Origin of the sequence: Tsukamurella asaccharolytica (genome assembly GCF_007858435.1) — a bacterium.
Taxonomy (GTDB): domain Bacteria; phylum Actinomycetota; class Actinomycetes; order Mycobacteriales; family Mycobacteriaceae; genus Tsukamurella; species Tsukamurella asaccharolytica.
The window spans coordinates 69,444-86,800 of record NZ_VIGW01000011.1; the positions used below are offsets into that span (position 1 = coordinate 69,444).

Here is a 17,357-nt window from a genome sequence, read left to right on the forward strand (position 1 = left end):
GTGTCAGGCCTTGGCCTCGAGCTGCTCGGCGGTCGCGTCGAGCAACTGCTGCCAGGCCTGCTCGAACTTCTGCACGCCCTCGGTCTCGAGGAGCTCGAAGACGGCGGACAGATCGACTCCCGCGCCCTGCAGGTCGGCGAAGACCTGCTCCGAATCCTCGGCGCGGCCGATGATCGTGCCGTCGGTCACGGTGCCGTGGTCGGCGAAGGCCGCCATCGTGGCGCCGGGCATGGTGTTGACGGTGTTCGGCGCGATCAGCTCTGCAACGTACAGGGTGTCGGGGTAGGCCGGGTTCTTCACGCCCGTCGAGGCCCACAGTGGGCGCTGCACGTTCGCGCCCTCGATCGCGGCGAACCTGGCGGCGCCGAAGATCTCCTCGTAGGCCGCGTAGGCCAGGCGGGCGTTGGCGAGGCCCGCCTTGCCGCGCAGGTCGAGCGCCGCATCCGTGCCGATCGCGTCGAGTCGCTTGTCGATCTCGGTGTCCACGCGGGAGACGAAGAACGAAGCGACCGAGTAGATCTCGGCCACGTTCCGCCCGGCCGCGGCCGCCGCTTCGAGGCCGTCGAGGTAGGCGTCCATGACCTGCCGGTGCCGCTCCACCGAGAAGATGAGCGTCACGTTCACCGAGATGCCCTCGGCGATGACGCGGGTGATGGCGGGCAGGCCGGCGAGGGTGGCGGGGATCTTGATGAGCACGTTCGGCCGGTCGACGATCTTGTGCAACTCGATCGCCTGGGCGATGGTGCCCTCGGTGTCGTGCGCGAGGCGCGGGTCCACCTCGATCGACACGCGGCCGTCGACGCCGCCGGTCCGCTCGAAGACGGGGGCCAGCACGTCGCACGCAGCGCGCACGTCGTCGGTGGTCACGGTGCGGATCGTCTGGTCCACACCGGCGCCGCGGGCGGCGAGCTCGGCGACCTGGCCGTCGTATTCGGTGCCCTTGGACAGCGCCGACTGGAAGATCGCCGGATTCGTGGTGACGCCGGTGACCGAGTTCGTGTCCAGGAGCTCCGCGAGCTTCCCGGACTGGATGAGGCTCCGCGAGAGATCGTCGAGCCAGACGGAGACGCCGGCCTCGTAGAGCGCGGCGAGATTCGGGTTCTGAGCCATGGTGTGGTTATCCCTTCAGGTTGGCGAGGGACTGTTCGGCCTTCTGGGCCACTTTCTCGCCGGTGAATCCGTACTTAGCGAACAGGACCTTGTCGGAGGCGGACTCGCCGAAGTGCTCGAGCGAGACGACCTCGCCGAAGCCGCCGACGATGCGCCACCACGACTGGGCGATGCCGGCCTCGACGGCGACGCGTGCCTTGACCGAGGGCGGCAGCACGCTGTCCTGGTACGCCTGGTCCTGGGCGTGGAACCACTCGACCGACGGCATGGAGACGACGCGCGCCGCGATGCCCTTCGCGGCGAGCAGGTCCGCGGCCTGCAGCGCCAGCTGCACCTCGGAGCCGGTGCCGATGAGGATCACGTCGGGGGCGGCACCGTCAGTGTCCTTGAGGACGTACCCGCCGCGCGCGACGCCCTCCGCGGACGTACCGGGCAGGATCGGCACGCCCTGACGGGTCAGGACGAGGCCGGTGGGGCCGTTGCCGCCGGTGCGCTCGAGGGTGGCCTTCCACGCCGCGACGGTCTCGTTGGCGTCGGCCGGGCGGACGATGTTCAGTCCCGGGATGGCGCGGAGCGCGGCGAGGTGCTCGACGGGCTGGTGCGTCGGGCCGTCCTCGCCGAGGCCGATCGAGTCGTGCGTCCACACGTAGATCGGGTCGATGTCCATGAGGGCCGCGAGCCGGACGGAGGGCCGCATGTAGTCCGCGAACTGCAGGAAGGTACCCCCGTAAGGCCGGGTCTTCCCGTGCAGCACGATGCCGTTGAGGATCGCGGCCATCGCGTGCTCGCGGATGCCGAAGTGCAGGGTGCGGCCGTAGAGCTGGGCATTCCAGTCGTCGGTCGAGATCGACGGCGGACCGAAGGAGTCGGCGCCCTTGATCGTGGTGTTGTTCGAGCCGGCGAGGTCGGCGGAGCCGCCCCACAGCTCGGGCAGGGTCTGCCCGGCGGCCCCGAGGAAGGCGCCCGACGCGGCGCGGGTCGCGATGGCCTTGTCGTCGACGCTCCAGGTGGGCAGCTCGGCGTCCCAGCCCGCGGGCAGGGTTCCGGCCTCGAGCCGGTCGAGCAGCGCCTTGCGCTCCGGGTTCGCGGCGGCCCACGCGTCGAACCGCGCGTTCCACGCCTCGTGCTCGGCCTGCCCCCGTTTGACCAGCTCGCGCGAGTGCGCGATCACTTCGGGGGCCACGTCGAAGCTCTTCGCCGGATCGAAGCCGAGAATCTCCTTGACCGCGGCCACCTCGTCGTCGCCGAGCGCGGAGCCGTGCACGCCGCCCGTGTTCATCTTGTTCGGGGCGGGGAAACCGATGATCGTGCGCAGGATGATGATCGACGGCTTGTCGGTGACGGACTTGGCGGCCGCGACGGCCTCCTCGATCGCGGTGACGTTCTCGCCGCCCTCGACGTACTGCACGTGCCAGCCGTAGGCCTCGTAGCGCTTGGCCACGTCCTCGGACAGCGCGATGTCGGTGTTGTGCTCGATGGAGATCTTGTTGTCGTCGTAGAAGACGACGAGGTTCCCCAGCTGCTGGGTGCCCGCCAGCGAGGACGCCTCGGAGGTGACGCCCTCCTGGATGTCGCCGTCGGAGGCGATCACGTAGATGAAGTGGTCGAACGGGCTGCTGCCCTGCGGCGCCTCGGGATCGAACAGCCCGCGCTCGTAGCGCGAGGCCATCGCCATGCCCACGGCCGAGGCGAGGCCCTGGCCCAGCGGGCCCGTGGTGATCTCGACGCCCTTGGTGTGGTGGTACTCGGGATGGCCGGGGGTCAGCGACCCCTCAGTGCGTAGCGCCTCGAGGTCGCTGAGTTCGAGGCCGAAGCCGCCCAGGTAGAGCTGCGTGTAGAGCGTCAGGCTGGCGTGGCCGCAGGACAGCACGAACCGGTCCCGGCCGATCCAGTGTGTGTCCGACGGATCGTGGACCATCACCTTCTGGAACAGCGTGTAGGCCAGGGGAGCGAGGCTCATCGCGGTGCCGGGGTGGCCGCTGCCGACCTTCTGCACCGCGTCGGCCGCCAGCACCCGGGCGGTGTCCACCGCGCGGGTGTCGAGATCGGTCCAGTCGGCGGGATGATGCGGCGTGGTGAGGGCTTGGATCTCGGCGGTGCTGGTCACGGCTGGCGGGCTCTCCTGGTCGTGGGGGCGTACGTACTCAAGTGTGAACCCTACTCGGCGGCGACGCACGGTCTGCGGAAACGAGCCCGTAGGACGACGGGGCGCCGCTGCGCCGGTTCGCGGCGGCGATCCCGATTCGGCGACGCGGGACCGGAGGACTACCATGGCGTGTAGTAGATAGGGTCGGCGCCGGTCGCGGACCCGCGGCGGGGCAGCGGTCCCACCGCCCGCGGTCGGTCAGCCCCGGCCGGGGAGGAACGTCAGTCCGGCTGCGTCCGGACCCGACAGAAGAGAGTGCGGCACAGATGGTTTTCAAGGGCGGGCACGGGACGAACGCCCCAGACGCTCGCTCGGCGGCCGCGCCGGTCCCCGCGTCCTTCGCCGGTCGCGCCGGGCAGACGGTGCTCGCCTACATCGCGCTGACCAAGCCGAAGGTGATCGAGCTGCTGCTCGTCGCCACCATCCCGGTGATGCTGCTCGCGGACCGCGGCCACGTGAACCTGCCGCTCATCCTGTCGACGCTGTTCGGCGGCTGGCTGGGCGCCGCGTCGGCGAACACGCTGAACATGGTCGCGGACGCCGACATCGACCAGAAGATGAAGCGCACCGAGCGTCGCCCACTCGCGCGGCACGCGGTGCCGGTCCGGCACGCGCTCATCTTCGGCCTGGTGCTGGCGGCGGCCTCCTTCGCGTGGCTCTCGGTGATGACGAACCTGCTGGCCGCGGTGCTGGTGCTGGTGACCATCGCGTTCTACCTGTTCGTGTACACGATGCTGCTCAAGCGCCGGACCTCGCAGAACGTGGTCTGGGGCGGCGCGGCCGGGTGCATGCCGACCCTCGTCGGCTGGGCCGCCGCGACCGGCACCATCGCGTGGCCGGCGATCGTGCTGTTCCTGGTGATCTTCTTCTGGACGCCGCCGCACACCTGGGCGCTCGCCATGCGCTACAAGGAGGACTACAAGGCCGCCGGCGTGCCGATGCTGCCCGTCGTGGCGCCGGAGACCACCGTCGCGCGACAGATGGTCTGGTACACCTGGGCCACTGTCATCACCACCCTCGTGCTGATCCCCGCCGCCGGCCTGGTCTACGCGATCGCCGCGGTGCTGTGCGGCGGCTGGTTCCTCTACGCCGTGCACAAGCTGTACTCGCAGACCAAGGCCGGCCAGGAGATCAAGCCGCTGAAGGTCTTCCTGCAGTCGAACAACTACCTGGCCGTGCTGTTCTGCGCGCTCTCGGTCGACTCGATCCTCAACTACAGCACCGTCTGGCAGTTACTCGGTCACTGAGAGTCGATGTGCAGCGCGGCGGTGACCGTCGCGCGGACGCGACGGTGCACCTCCTCCGGCGACGAAGCGTCGAACTTGCCGTCGAGGTGCAGGAACGCCAGCCCGTGCACCAGCGCCCACACCGCCGTGGCGGTGTCCTCGGACTCGGCGGCGCCCTGCAGCGTCTGCTGAATGAGGCCCGTCAGGTACCCCTTCATCGCCTCCACGGCCTCGACGCGGTCGGGATCGGCGCCGCAGGGCTCGGCGAACATCGCGCGGAAGAGCCCGGTGCGCTGCAGCGCGAAGTCGACGTAGGCGATCGCGATGTCGGCCAGGTCGTCCGGTCCCGACGGTGCTGGGCACGCCGCGGTGAGCGCGGCCGCCAGCTCGCGGTAGCCGACGGCCGCGACGGCGGAGATCAGCGCGCCGCGGTCGGGGAAGTGCCGGTAGGGCGCGGCCGTGGACACCCCGGCCCGCCGGGCCACGGCGCGCAGCGAGAGGTCGGTCGCTCCGCCCTCCTCGTCGAGGATCTCGACGGCGGCGCTGACCAGGGCGCCGGGCAGGTCGCCGTGGTGATAGGTCGTGGGCACGGGTTGACTCTACAACACCGTGTTGACACCGCTTACATACTGCGTCAGGGCAGTAGCGCCACCGAACCGGTCGTGCGGCGGGCCTGCAGGTCGGTGTGCGCGCGGCCGGCTTCGGCGAGCGGGTACGTCGCGCCGACGGTGAACCGCAGTGAGCCGTCGCGCAGGCCGTCGAGCACCGCGCCGCTGCGCCGGGCGAAGTCCTCGGCGGTCGCGACGTGGTGCGCCAGCGTGGGCCGCTGCACGAACAGTGAGCCCAGCGGGTTGAGGCGCTGCAGGTCGAAGGGCGGCACTGGACCCGACGCCGCGCCGAACAGCACGACGATGCCTTTGTGCCGCGTCGCGAGCAGCGATTCCTCGAAGGTGTCCTTGCCCACGCCGTCGTACACCGCGGCCACGCCCGCGCCGTCGGTCAGCTCCCGCACGCGGGCCGCGACGTCCTCGTCGTAGCGCAGCACCTGCCAGGCGCCCGCCTCGCGCGAAAGCCGCTCCTTCTCGTCGGTCGAGACGGTCGTGATCACGCGGGCGCCCAGCGCCGTCGCCATCTGGGTCACCAGGAGGCCCGTGCCGCCCGCGCCGGCGTGCACGAGCACGGTGTCGCCCGGCCGGACCGGGTGCGAATCGTGGGTGAGGTAGTGGGCCGTCATGCCCTGCAGGAGGACGGATGCCGCGACCTCGGGCGCCACCCCGTCGGGCACCAGGACGGTGCGGTCCGCCTGCACGGTCACCAGCTCGGCGTACGAGCCCGGGCCGTCGCACCAGGCGACCACGTCGCCCACGGCGCGGCTCGTGACGCCCTCGCCGAGCGCGACGACGGTGCCGGAGCCCTCGCTGCCCGGGATGTACGGCAGCGCGGTGGGGTACATGCCCTCGCGGAAGTACGTGTCGATGAAGTTGACGCCGATGGCGCTGGTGCGGACCAGCACCTGGCCCGGTCCGGGCACCGGATCAGGCGCCTCGCCGTAGGTCAGGACTTCCGGGCCGCCGTGTTCTGTCACCGTGATCGCGCGCATGTGACGTTCCAACCGACGAGGCGCTGGGCTATTCCCGCCGTGTCCGTACGGTGGGACGCCGGCGTTCGCTCGCCGCAGGCCTCGCGCCAGCGAGTTCTAGCGCGACTTGGCCCGGTAGCCGGCCATCCGCTCGTGGTGACCGGGCTCCGCGGTGGCCTTGCTGACCAGGTCGCGGTCCCACTCGGAGGTGTCGAGGCCGGCCTTCTCGGCGGCGTCCTTCGCCTGGGTGGGGTTGGCGACGATCTGGTCGCCCATGATCCCGTCGCCGCCGACGAGGGTGATCCGCACGCCCTCGTTGCCCATGTTCTGCAGCACGGCGGTCGCACCGTCGTGCTGGGCGGCGAAGCGCTGCAGGCGGGAGACGACGTTGCCGGGTGCCTGATCAGTCATGCCGCCAGCTTATCGGGCGTGCCGTCCGAGCCGCGCAGCACCCGCTCGCGCATCAGACGGTAGAGGATCGCGGTCTCGGCGATCACGGACATCGCGCCCGCCACGTGCAGCACGACGAGCAGCGCGGGGACGCCGGTGAAGTACTGGACCACGCCGATGAGCGACTGCGCCGCGACCACCGCGAAGACGATCTTCAGTCGCCGGCGCACGGCCTCGCTCGACGGTCCGCGCGCGACGAGCACGGCCACCCAGATCAGGATCCCGACGTACACCGCCACCAGCAGGCCGTGGATCAGCGACAGCGCGGGGATGGACACGTCCAGCCGGTCGATCGCCTTCGGGTTGGTGCGGTCGCCCGCGTGCGGCCCGGCGGCGGTGACCACGACGCCCGCGACGAGGACGAAGGCCACGACGACCACGGAGAGCGCGACCATGCGCCGCGCGCCCGCGGGCGCGGCCTCGATCTCGACGCCGTCGTCGGGCTCGCGGACTTTGGCGTACAGCGTCGCGGCGATCCACACCATCGCGCAGGAGACCAACATGTGCGCGCCGACGACCCACCAGCGCAGCCCGGTGAGCACCGTGACGCCGCCGAGTATGCCCTGGGCGAAGGTCGAGAAGGGCAGGATCCAGGCGTAGACCAGGATCTCCCGGCGGCGGCGCGCACGGGTCACGACCAGGACGATCGCGATCGCTGTGGTGACCACGATCCACACCGCGATCTGCCGGTTGCCGAACTCGATGGCCTGATGCCACCACGGGACCTCGTCCTGCGGAATCGGCAGCAGGGAATCGTCGAAGCACTTCGGCCAGGTGGGGCAACCCAGCCCCGACCCGGTCACCCGCACCACCGATCCGGTGACGGCGATGAGCGCCTGGGAGAGCAGCGCGGCGAGCGCGAACCCTCGCTGCGCCTTCACGCTGGGGAACGGCAAGCGATCGACGAGGCGCAGGAACAGCTGATACACGCCGATCATCGTACGTGGGTGCCTCGCGGCTACTACCGCCTGTAGTGGTTAATCCGTGAAGCGGAAGAGCCGAACGGCCGCCGCGGAGCCGGCGACGCCCCAGGCGACGAGCACCGCGAGGCCCGCCCAGTCGACCGCGCCGAGGCTCGCGGCGCGGGTCAGCGCCTCGGTCAGCGCGCCCGACGGGGACAGCCGCGCGAGGAGCAGCACGCCGCCCGGCACGTGCTCGCGCACGACGACGAGCGAGGCGACCGCGCCCATGACGAACCACAGCAGGTTCGCCAGCGCGAGCACGATCTCGGCCTTGAGCGTGCCGCCCAGCAGTAGGCCCAGCGAGGCGAAGGCGAAGACTCCCAGCGCGAGGATCGGCACCCACAGCAGCAGCCCGACGGGTTCCGGTCGCCAGCCGAGCGCGAGCCCGATCCCGCCGAGGACCACCGCCTGCAGGATCACGACGAGCACCACGGCCAAGGTCTTGCCGCCGATGACCCCCCAGCGCGGCAGCGGCGTGGCTCCCAGGCGTTTGAGCGCGCCGTAGCGCCGGTCGAAGCCGACGGCGATGGCCTGGCCGGTGAACGCCGTCGACATCACCGCCACCGCCATCACGGCGGGGACCAGGGAGTCGATCCGGGTGGCGTCGCCGCCGATGGGCAGCACCGCGAAGCCGACCAGCAGCGCGATCGGGATGAACATGGTGAGCAGCAGCTGTTCGCCGTTGCGCAGCAGGAGCGTGAGCTCCATCCGGGTCTGCGCGGCGAGCATCGCCGCGGGGCGCGCCGCCTCGGGGTTCGGCAGGAAGGTGCCGGAGGCGAATCGGGGCTCGGTTCGGGTCACGTCATCCCCTCAGGTCGCGGCCGGTCAGGTCGAGGAAGACGTCCTGCAGGGTCCGCGTGCCCACCCGCAGGTCCGTCAGTAGCGCGCCCTCCGCGGCGAAGTGCGCGGCCGCGCTGGCGATCACCGCGGGCGTCACCTCGCCGCCGCGGATGACGTACACGGCGTCCGGCGCGTCGGTCGCGTCGACCGTCGCGGTGAAGCCGGTGCCCAGCTGGGCGGCCAGGGCGGCCGGATCCAGGCCCGACGGTGCCGTCACCCGCAGCTCGTCCTCCGCGCCGCGGCGCGTGAGCTCCTCGGGAGTCCCGTCGGCCACCGCACGGCCGCGGTCGATGATGACCACGCGGTCGGCGAGGGCCTCCGCCTCGTCGAGCAGGTGGGTGGTGAGCAGCACGGTGACGCCGTCGCGGCGCAGCGCGGCGACGAGATCCCAGACCAGCAGGCGTGCTTGCGCATCGAGGCCGGCGGTCGGCTCGTCGAGGAAGACCAGCTCAGGACGCCCGACGAGCGCGCAGGCCAGCGACAGTCGCTGCTGCTGACCGCCGGAGAGGCGGCGGTAGCTGACGTCCACCACGTCGGTGAGGCCCAGCGTGGTGAGTAGCCAGTCGGGGTCGAGCGGGTTCGCGGCGTACGCGGCCACCAGTCGCAGCATCTCGCCCGTCTTCGCGCCGGGGTAGGCGCCACCGCCCTGCAGCATCACGCCGACCCGGGGCTTGAGGCGGGCGGCGTCGGCCACCGGGTCGAGGCCCAGGACCTCGATGGTGCCGGAGTCGGGGGAGCCGAAGCCCTCGCACAGCTCGACGGTGGTGGTCTTGCCGGCGCCGTTGGGCCCGAGCAGGGCGAGCACGCTGCCGCGCTCCACGGTCAGGTCGAGTCCGTCGACGGCGACGACGTCGCCGAATCGCTTGGTGACGGAGGTCGCGGACAGTGCGGGCACGGGAAGTCAGACTACTCGGCCGCGGCGGCGGCGCCGTTCGCGGTGGCGCGGCAGCTCGAAGGCCAGGTAGATGGCGAGCGCGACGAGGACGACGGTCGACATGCCCGCTTTGGCGATCACGTACGGCTCGATCTCCCCGCCGTTCGGCATGAGCACCACCGAGATCACGCCGGAGACGATGACGGCGGCCAGGCGGAAGCCGGGTGCGGTGGCCCACGCGGCCAGCGGCACGATCGCCCACAGCAGGTACCAGGGCTGCACGACCGGGAACAGCAGGACCAGTGCCGCCATCGAGATGCCGAGCGCGCCGACGGGGTGGATGCGGCCCGACAGCGTGGCGAGGAGCATGCGCAGCACGATCACGGCCGCGAGTGCGGCGGCGATCGGACGGGTGATGCCGAGGATCGCCGTGGTGTGGTCGCCGAGGCCCAACAACACCCCGACCTGCCCGGTCCCGAGGCCCAGCACGGTCGGGATGGAGAGCCAGGAGCGGACCTTGTTCGCCGTGCCGAGAGTGCCGGCGTCGAGCCAGCCGTAGCCGAGGCCCGTCGTCTGGCAGACCGCCACGACCACCACGACCAGCACGATCACGAGGAAGCCCGCCGACGCCGCGAGCGCGACGAGGGTGCGCACCGCGTTCGGTCTCCACTCGGCCAGGGCCGTGCGCCAGTCGCGCAGCCGCCCGCCGATGTTGGGGAAGCTCCCGCCGAGGCGCCGCGCGAGAGCCATGCCGATGAAGCCGAGCGCGAGCACCGAGGTGATCTTGATCAGGCCGGACAGGGCGATCATCGCGGCGCCCGCGGTCAGCAGTGCGCCCGCTCTGGTGGGGGCGAGGCCGTCGAGGAAGGGCCGCCCCGAGTCGATCGCGCGCAGCGACCACTCGATCCCGACGAGCATCATGCCGAGCATGAGCGCCTCGTTGTGGATGCCCGCGATGAGATGGAAGATGACCAGCGGGTTCGCGGCGCCCAGCCACAGAGCGGCGACCTCGTTGACGCCGCAGCGGCGGGCGATCCGGGGGAGCGCCCACACGATCATCGCCATGCCGGCCAGGGCCAGGACGCGGTGCAGCACCACCCCGGCGACGACGTTCTCGCCGGTCAGCCACGTGATGCCGCGGCCGAGGTAGAGGAAGAGCGGGCCGTACGGGGCGGGGGTGTCGCGCCAGATGTTGGGCACCGAGCGCGTGAAGACGTGGTCGATGCCGAGCGCCGCGGCGGGCCCTATCTCGTACGGGTCCAGGCCGCGCGCGGTGATCTCCGACTGCGCAAGGTAGGAGTAGACGTCCTTGCTGAACATCGGCGGCGCGAACAGGAAGGGCAGCACCCACAGGGCGAGGATCCGGTCGAAGCCGCGGCGGGTCAGCCGGCGCGGCGGCGCGGGCTCGGCGTGCGCGCTCGGGTTGAGGTAGCCGATGGTGTACCGGCGCAGCAGCACCCACGCGATCATGAGCATCGCCGTGCCGACCATGGTCACCGTCAGCGCCGTCGACTGCATGCGGAACATGAGCCCGATCAGCCGCCGCCCGGCGATGGGGTTCTGCACGACCGGGAACGAGCCCACGCCCAGCGCACCGAAGGCGATGAGCACGGCGCCGACGCCACCGAAGGTCGCGATCGTGCGGACCGTGCGCTTCTCCTGGGCGTTGAGGTCCGGGTACTGCTGCTCGTCGGAGTGCAGGCGGTTCACCGTGCCGCCGGGGCTGTCCGCTGCGCTGCCCGACGGTGCCCCTCCGGGCTTGGTCAGGCCGAGGTAGTTCGCCAGGGTGCGCACGGGGGCGGGGAGGGAGGGGGCAGCGCGCACGTCCGCAAGAGTAGACGGTGCGCGGAGCGTTCCGCGGCGGGCCGCCGCTGAGCTTAGCCTGACCTTGCTGGAAGTGCCGGGCGAATTAAGAAACAATCGTGTTGTGAAATACGAGCAGCACGAGGCGCACGCCTCGACGGCCCAGCGTGACGGGGACACCCGTGACGCGGTGGTCGGGCTGCTCATGAACCGGGGCCAGGCCACCGCGGCCGATATCGGCGAGGCCCTGGGGATCACGACGACCGCTGTGCGCCGTCACCTCGACAATCTGCTCGAGGCGGGCGACGTGACGGTCGCGCCACCGTCGGGCCTGGGCGGCCGGGGGCGGGGACGGCCCGCGAAGGAGTTCCTGCTCACGCCCTCCGGGCGGCGGCGCCTGGGTCAGGGCTACGACGCCCTGGCGGTCGACGCCCTCCGCGCGCTGCGCGAATTCGGCGGCGACGGGGCGGTGCGCACCTTCGCGCGGCGCCGGGCCGAGCAGGCCATCGGCAGCGTCAGCCCCACCGAGTCCGCGGACCCGGTGGACGGTGCCCATAGGATCGCGGCGTCGCTCTCGGACGCTGGATTCTCCGCCGATGCCCGAGAAGTGGGCAACGGCGTCCAGATCTGCCAACACCACTGCCCGGTGTCGGAGGTCGCAGCCGAGTTCCCTGAACTGTGCGAGGCCGAAATTTCGGCGATCGAACAGGCGTTGGGGACTCATGTACAGCGTTTGGCCACCATTGCCAATGGTGACCGCGCCTGCACCACCCACGTGCCCCTCGAGCGCGTGGTCCGCGAGCAACCCGCTAAGGAGCTTCGATGACAACGGTCGACAACGGCCCGCTGTCCCAGGAGGAGACCATCGCCTCCCTGGGCACCTACGGCTACGGCTGGCACGATTCCGACGCCGCCGGCGCGTCGGCGCAGCGCGGACTCTCCGAGGCCGTGGTCGCGGACATCTCTGCGAAGAAGAACGAGTCCGAGTGGATGCTGCAGCAGCGACTCAAGGCGCTCAGCATCTTCGAGAAGAAGCCGATGCCCACCTGGGGCAGCGACCTCGACGGCATCGACTTCGACAACATCAAGTACTTCGTGCGCTCCTCCGAGAAGCAGGCCGAGTCCTGGGAGGACCTGCCCGAGGACATCAAGAACACCTACGACAAGCTCGGCATCCCCGAGGCGGAGAAGCAGCGCCTCGTCGCCGGCGTCGCCGCGCAGTACGAGTCCGAGGTCGTCTACCACTCGATCCGCGAGGACCTGGAGGAGAAGGGTGTCATCTTCATGGACACCGACACCGGTCTGCGTGAGCACCCGGAGCTCTTCGAGGAGTACTTCGGCTCGGTGATCCCCGCGGGCGACAACAAGTTCTCCGCGCTGAACACCGCCGTGTGGTCGGGCGGCTCGTTCATCTACGTGCCCAAGGGCGTCCACGTGGACATCCCGCTGCAGGCCTACTTCCGGATCAACACCGAGAACATGGGCCAGTTCGAGCGCACGCTGATCATCGTCGACGAGGACGCCTACGTGCACTACGTCGAGGGCTGCACCGCGCCGATCTACAAGTCGGACTCGCTGCACTCCGCGGTCGTCGAGATCATCGTCAAGAAGGGCGGGCGCTGCCGCTACACGACCATCCAGAACTGGTCGAACAACGTCTACAACCTGGTCACCAAGCGCGCCAAGGCCGAGGCCGGCGCGACCATGGAGTGGATCGACGGCAACATCGGCTCCAAGGTCACCATGAAGTACCCGGCCGTGTGGATGATGGGCGAGTACGCCAAGGGCGAGGTGCTCTCCGTGGCCTTCGCCGGCGAGGGCCAGCACCAGGACACCGGATCGAAGATGGTGCACTTCGCGCCGAACACGTCGAGCAACATCGTCAGCAAGTCGGTCGCCCGCGGCGGCGGCCGGGCGAGCTACCGCGGCCTGATCCAGGTCAACAAGGGCGCGCACGGCAGCAAGTCCACCGTGAAGTGCGACGCGCTACTGGTCGACACGATCTCCCGCTCGGACACCTACCCGTACGTCGACATCCGCGAGGACGACGTGACGATGGGCCACGAGGCCACCGTCTCGAAGGTCTCCGACGATCAGCTCTTCTACCTGATGAGCCGCGGCCTCACCGAGGACGAGGCCATGGCCATGGTGGTGCGCGGCTTCGTCGAGCCCATCGCCAAGGAACTGCCGATGGAGTACGCGCTCGAGCTGAACCGCCTGATCGAACTGCAGATGGAAGGGTCCGTGGGCTAGTGACGAACGCAGCAGCCAACTCAGTCTCCGAAGCTCTGGAGGCCCACCCCGTCGCCAACAAGGGCGAGCTGTTCACGTCCTTCGACGTGGCCGCCTTCGAGATCCCCAGCCACCGCGACGAGGCCTGGCGGTTCACCCCGCTGCGCCGGCTCAAGGGCCTGCACGACGGGTCCGTCCAGGCCGACGGTGCCGTGACCGCCACCGTCGACGCGACGCCCGAGGGCGTCTCCTTCGAGACCGTCGCCAAGGGCGACGAACGTCTCGGCCAGGGCGGCGTCCCGTTCGACCGCGTCGCCGCGCAGGCCTTCACCTCGACGACGGAGGCCTTCGTGCTGACCGTCGGCAAGGAGGTCGAGGTCGCGGAGCCCGTCTTCGTCCGTATCGCCGGCCCCGGCGAGGGGAAGACCGCGTTCACTCACGTCCAGGTGCGGCTCGAGCGCCACGCCCGTGCGGTGGTCGTGCTCGACCACACCGGCTCGGGCTCGGTCGCCGAGAACGTCGAGGTCATCCTGGGCGACGGTGCCTCGGTGCAGATCATCGACGCGCAGGACTTCGCGGACGACGCCGTCTGGGTCACCCAGCACCATGTGCGCGTGGGCCGCGACGCCCACGTCCGGCATTTCGCGGTGCAGCTCGGCGGCGAGCTCGTCCGCATGACGCTGCGCGTGCAGTTCGACGCGCCCGGCGGCAACGCCGAGCTGTTCGGCCTGTACTTCGCCGACGACGGGCAGCACCTCGAGCAGCGGTTGCTGGTCGACCACGCGGTGCCGCACTGCAGGTCGAACGTCGTCTACAAGGGTGCGTTGCAGGGCGATCCGTCCTCGAAGCTGCCCGACGCGCACACCGTGTGGGTCGGCGACGTGCTCATTCGCGCCGAGGCCGAGGGCACCGACACCTTCGAGCTCAACCGCAACCTGATTCTCACCGACGGTGCCCGCGCCGATTCGGTGCCGAACCTGGAGATCGAGACCGGCGAGATCGAGGGAGCGGGCCACGCCAGCGCGACCGGCCGCTTCGACGACGAGCAGCTGTTCTACCTGCGCTCGCGCGGTATCCCCGAGGACGAGGCCCGCCGCCTGGTCGTGCGCGGATTCTTCCAGGAGCTGATCGACCGGATCTCCGTCCCCGAGCTGCGCGAGCGGCTCGCCGCGGCCATCGAACACGAACTCGCCACCGCCGGCGTCTGACCCGTAAGAAGGAACTGAAGTTGTCTACTCTGGAAATCCGTGACCTGCACGTCAACGTCGTGCAGTCGGACGAGAACGCCGAGCCGATCGAGATCCTGAAGGGCGTCGATCTGACGATCAACTCCGGTGAGAAGCACGCGATCATGGGCCCCAACGGCTCCGGCAAGTCCACGCTGAGCTACGCCATCGCGGGCCACCCCAAGTACGAGGTGACCCAGGGCTCGATCACGCTCGACGGCGAGGACGTCCTCGCGATGACCGTCGACGAGCGCGCCCGCGCCGGCCTGTTCCTGGCCATGCAGTACCCGGTCGAGGTGCCCGGCGTCTCGATGTCGAACTTCCTCCGCTCGGCCGCCACCGCGGTCCGCGGCGAGGCGCCCAAGCTGCGGCACTGGGTCAAGGAGGTCAAGGAGGCGATGGGCGAGCTGTCCATCGACCCGCAGTTCGGTGAGCGCTCGGTCAACGAGGGATTCTCGGGCGGCGAGAAGAAGCGCCACGAGATCCTGCAGCTGGGCCTGCTCAAGCCGAAGTTCGCCATCCTCGACGAGACCGACTCCGGTCTCGACGTCGACGCGCTGCGCGTCGTCTCCGAGGGCGTGAACCGCTACGCCGAGCGCGGCTATGACGACGGCTCCGGCACGCCTACGCGCGGCGGCGTCCTGCTCATCACGCACTACACCCGGATCCTGCGCTACATCCACCCCGAGTTCGTCCACGTCTTCGTGGACGGCCGGATCGTGGAGTCGGGCGGTCCGGAGCTGGCCGACGAGCTGGAGGAGAACGGCTACGTGAAGTTCACCGAGGCCGTCGGAGCATGACCACCTCGGTGAAGTCCGCCCTGGACATCGACGCGATCCGCGCCGACTTCCCGATCTTGTCCCGCACGGTCCGTGACGAGAAGCCGCTGGTCTACCTGGACTCCGGCGCCACCTCGCAGCGCCCGCGCCCGGTTCTCGACGCCGAGTGGGAGTTCCTCACCACGCACAACGCCGCGGTGCACCGCGGTGCGCACCAGCTGGCGGAGGAGGCCACCGACGCCTACGAGGACGCACGCGCCGCGATCGCCGAGTTCGTGCGGGTCTCGCCCGACGAGCTGGTGTTCACCAAGAACGCGACCGAGTCGCTGAACCTGGTGGCGTACACGGTGGGCGACGACCGCTCGGCGGCCGTGCTGGGTGGTCACCGGTTGCGCGAGGGCGACACCGTCGTCGTCACCGAGCTGGAGCACCACGCGAACCTCGTGCCCTGGCAGGAGCTGTGCCGCCGCACCGGCGCCACGCTCAAGTGGTACGGCGTCACCGACGAGGGCCGGATCGATCTCGACTCGCTGCAGCTCGACGATTCGGTGAAGATCGTCGCGTTCACGCACGCCTCCAACGTGACCGGCGCGATCGCGCCGGTGCCGGAGCTGGTGGCCCGGGCCCGCGCTGTCGGCGCCCTCGTCGTGCTCGACGCGTGCCAGTCGGTGCCGCACAGCCCCGTCGACCTCGCGGACCTCGACGTGGACTTCGCCGCCTTCTCGGGCCACAAGATGTACGGCCCGTCCGGCGTCGGCGTGCTCTACGGCAAGCGCGAACTGCTGGCGCACCTGCCGCCGTTCATCTCCGGCGGCTCGATGATCGAGACCGTCACCATGGAGGGCTCGACCTACGCCGCCCCGCCGCAGCGCTTCGAGGCCGGCGTCCCGATGACCTCGCAGGTGGTGGGCCTCGGCGCTGCCGTGAAGTACCTGGGCGGGCTCGGGATGGCCGACGTCGCCGCGCACGAGCACGCGCTCGTGGGCGCCGCGCTCGACCGGCTCGGCGCGATCGACGGCCTGCGGATCATCGGGCCCACCGAGAACCGGGACCGGGGGAGCGCCGTCTCCTTCGTGGTCGACGGCATCCATGCCCACGACCTCGGGCAGGTCCTCGACGACGAGGGCGTCGCGATCCGCGTCGGCCATCACTGCGCGTGGCCGCTGCACCGCCGGTTCGGCGTGGCCGCGACCGCCCGTGCCTCGTTCGGGGTCTACAACACGCTCGCCGAGGTGGACGTGCTCGCGGACGCGATCGTCAAGGCTCAGAAGTTCTTCGGGGTGGTCTGATGCGCATGGAGCAGATGTATCAGGACGTGATCCTGGACCATTACAAGCACCCGCACGGCCGCGGGCTGCGCGAGCCCTTCGAGGCCGAGGTCCACCACGTCAACCCCACCTGCGGCGACGAGGTGACCCTCCGGGTGCACCTGTCCGACGATCACGAGACCGTCGTCGACGTCTCGTACGACGGCCAGGGCTGCTCGATCTCGCAGGCGTCCACCTCGGTCCTCACCGACCAGGTGATCGGCGTGCCCGTCGGCGAGGCCCTGAAGATGCTGCAGTCCTACACGGAGATGCTGCAGTCCCGGGGCCAGGTCGAGGGCGACGAGGACCTCATCGGCGACGGCATCGCCTTCGCCGGCGTCGCGAAGTACCCCGCGCGCGTCAAGTGCGCACTGCTCGGCTGGATGGCGTTCAAGGACGCGCTGTCCCAGATCATCGACTCGGAGGAGAAGACGGCATGAGCGAGAACGCTGCTGAGGCCGCCGGCGCCGCGGCCGACCCGGCGCAGGCCGGCGACAACCCGCTGAACCTGCCCACGCTGTTCGACGTCGAGGAGGCCATGCGCGACGTGGTCGACCCCGAGCTGGGCATCAACGTGGTCGACCTGGGCCTCGTCTACGACCTCAAGGTCGACGACGATGCCGCGGTCCTCATCGACATGACCCTCACCTCGGCGGCCTGCCCCCTGCAGGACGTCATCGAGGATCAGACCCGCGCCGCGCTGGTCTCGTCGGGCCTGGCGACCGACGCCAAGATCAACTGGGTCTGGCTCCCGCCGTGGGGTCCCGACAAGATCACCGACGACGGCCGCGAGCAGCTGCGCGCCCTCGGCTTCACCGTCTAA

General features: G+C 70.4%; 17 protein-coding genes. 8 read left to right on the forward strand and 9 right to left on the reverse strand.

All coding sequences use genetic code 11. The features are described 5' to 3' along the window. Positions 1–3: 3 nt before the first annotated feature. Together tal and tkt are read right to left on the reverse strand one after the other, a co-directional pair. On the reverse strand, positions 4–1,110 hold the full coding sequence (gene tal / locus FK529_RS16405; RefSeq protein WP_146563181.1) for a transaldolase: 1,107 nt from the start codon (positions 1,108–1,110) through the stop codon (positions 4–6). Between the two features lie 7 nt (positions 1,111–1,117). After that, on the reverse strand, positions 1,118–3,217 hold the full coding sequence (tkt, locus tag FK529_RS16410) for a transketolase (RefSeq protein WP_146563183.1): 2,100 nt from the start codon (positions 3,215–3,217) through the stop codon (positions 1,118–1,120). 305 nt (positions 3,218–3,522) lie between these two features. Between tkt and FK529_RS16415 the strand changes: the two genes are divergently transcribed. Beyond that, positions 3,523–4,503, forward strand: a complete 981-nt coding sequence (locus FK529_RS16415; protein WP_146563185.1) for a heme o synthase — start codon at positions 3,523–3,525, stop codon at positions 4,501–4,503. Here the strand turns inward: FK529_RS16415 and FK529_RS16420 are convergent. The 7 genes from FK529_RS16420 to mptB form a co-directional block, all read right to left on the reverse strand. Beyond that, on the reverse strand, positions 4,497–5,072 hold the full coding sequence (locus tag FK529_RS16420) for a TetR/AcrR family transcriptional regulator (RefSeq protein WP_146563187.1): 576 nt from the start codon (positions 5,070–5,072) through the stop codon (positions 4,497–4,499). The genes FK529_RS16415 and FK529_RS16420 overlap by 7 nt on opposite strands. Before the next feature lie 44 nt (positions 5,073–5,116). Continuing rightward, positions 5,117–6,082, reverse strand: coding sequence for a quinone oxidoreductase family protein (locus tag FK529_RS16425; RefSeq protein WP_146563189.1), 966 nt, complete (start codon positions 6,080–6,082; stop codon positions 5,117–5,119). Between the two features lie 96 nt (positions 6,083–6,178). Beyond that, entirely contained in the window at positions 6,179–6,472 is a 294-nt protein-coding gene (locus FK529_RS16430; protein ID WP_146563191.1) for a hypothetical protein, read from the reverse strand. Continuing rightward, positions 6,469–7,449 (reverse strand): COX15/CtaA family protein, encoded by a 981-nt coding sequence (locus FK529_RS16435; RefSeq protein ID WP_193559717.1) that lies wholly within the window; start codon positions 7,447–7,449, stop codon positions 6,469–6,471. The genes FK529_RS16430 and FK529_RS16435 overlap by 4 nt, the downstream gene beginning before the upstream one ends. Positions 7,450–7,488: 39 nt before the next feature. Then, entirely contained in the window at positions 7,489–8,274 is a 786-nt protein-coding gene (locus tag FK529_RS16440; RefSeq protein ID WP_231703141.1) for an ABC transporter permease, read from the reverse strand. 1 nt (position 8,275) lies between these two features. Beyond that, positions 8,276–9,208, reverse strand: coding sequence for an ABC transporter ATP-binding protein (locus FK529_RS16445; RefSeq protein ID WP_146563193.1), 933 nt, complete (start codon positions 9,206–9,208; stop codon positions 8,276–8,278). Between the two features lie 6 nt (positions 9,209–9,214). Beyond that, a complete protein-coding gene (gene mptB / locus FK529_RS16450) occupies positions 9,215–11,011 on the reverse strand; it encodes a polyprenol phosphomannose-dependent alpha 1,6 mannosyltransferase MptB (protein ID WP_146563195.1) in 1,797 nt (598 codons plus the stop codon). Positions 11,012–11,114: 103 nt separating this feature from the next. On the opposite strand from mptB, the gene FK529_RS16455 reads away from it, so the two are divergent. Genes FK529_RS16455 through FK529_RS16485 form a run of 7 tightly spaced genes read left to right on the forward strand, consistent with a single transcriptional unit; the run spans position 11,115 to position 17,357 of the window. Further along, the gene (locus tag FK529_RS16455) at positions 11,115–11,816 is read left to right on the forward strand and encodes a helix-turn-helix transcriptional regulator (protein WP_146563197.1); all 702 of its coding nucleotides are present in this window, start codon (positions 11,115–11,117) and stop codon (positions 11,814–11,816) included. Next, the gene (gene sufB, locus FK529_RS16460) at positions 11,813–13,243 is read left to right on the forward strand and encodes a Fe-S cluster assembly protein SufB (RefSeq protein ID WP_146563199.1); all 1,431 of its coding nucleotides are present in this window, start codon (positions 11,813–11,815) and stop codon (positions 13,241–13,243) included. The genes FK529_RS16455 and sufB overlap by 4 nt, the downstream gene beginning before the upstream one ends. Next, complete coding sequence (sufD, locus tag FK529_RS16465) at positions 13,243–14,430, forward strand: Fe-S cluster assembly protein SufD (RefSeq protein WP_146563201.1); 1,188 nt, start codon at positions 13,243–13,245, stop codon at positions 14,428–14,430. Before sufB ends, sufD begins: the two co-directional genes overlap by 1 nt. 20 nt (positions 14,431–14,450) lie before the next feature. After that, entirely contained in the window at positions 14,451–15,248 is a 798-nt protein-coding gene (sufC, locus tag FK529_RS16470) for a Fe-S cluster assembly ATPase SufC (protein ID WP_146563203.1), read from the forward strand. Then, on the forward strand, positions 15,245–16,516 hold the full coding sequence (locus FK529_RS16475; RefSeq protein ID WP_146563205.1) for a cysteine desulfurase: 1,272 nt from the start codon (positions 15,245–15,247) through the stop codon (positions 16,514–16,516). The genes sufC and FK529_RS16475 overlap by 4 nt, the downstream gene beginning before the upstream one ends. Then, positions 16,516–16,974, forward strand: a complete 459-nt coding sequence (sufU, locus tag FK529_RS16480) for a Fe-S cluster assembly sulfur transfer protein SufU (RefSeq protein WP_146563207.1) — start codon at positions 16,516–16,518, stop codon at positions 16,972–16,974. Before FK529_RS16475 ends, sufU begins: the two co-directional genes overlap by 1 nt. Next, complete coding sequence (locus FK529_RS16485; protein ID WP_231703142.1) at positions 16,971–17,357, forward strand: metal-sulfur cluster assembly factor; 387 nt, start codon at positions 16,971–16,973, stop codon at positions 17,355–17,357. The genes sufU and FK529_RS16485 overlap by 4 nt, the downstream gene beginning before the upstream one ends.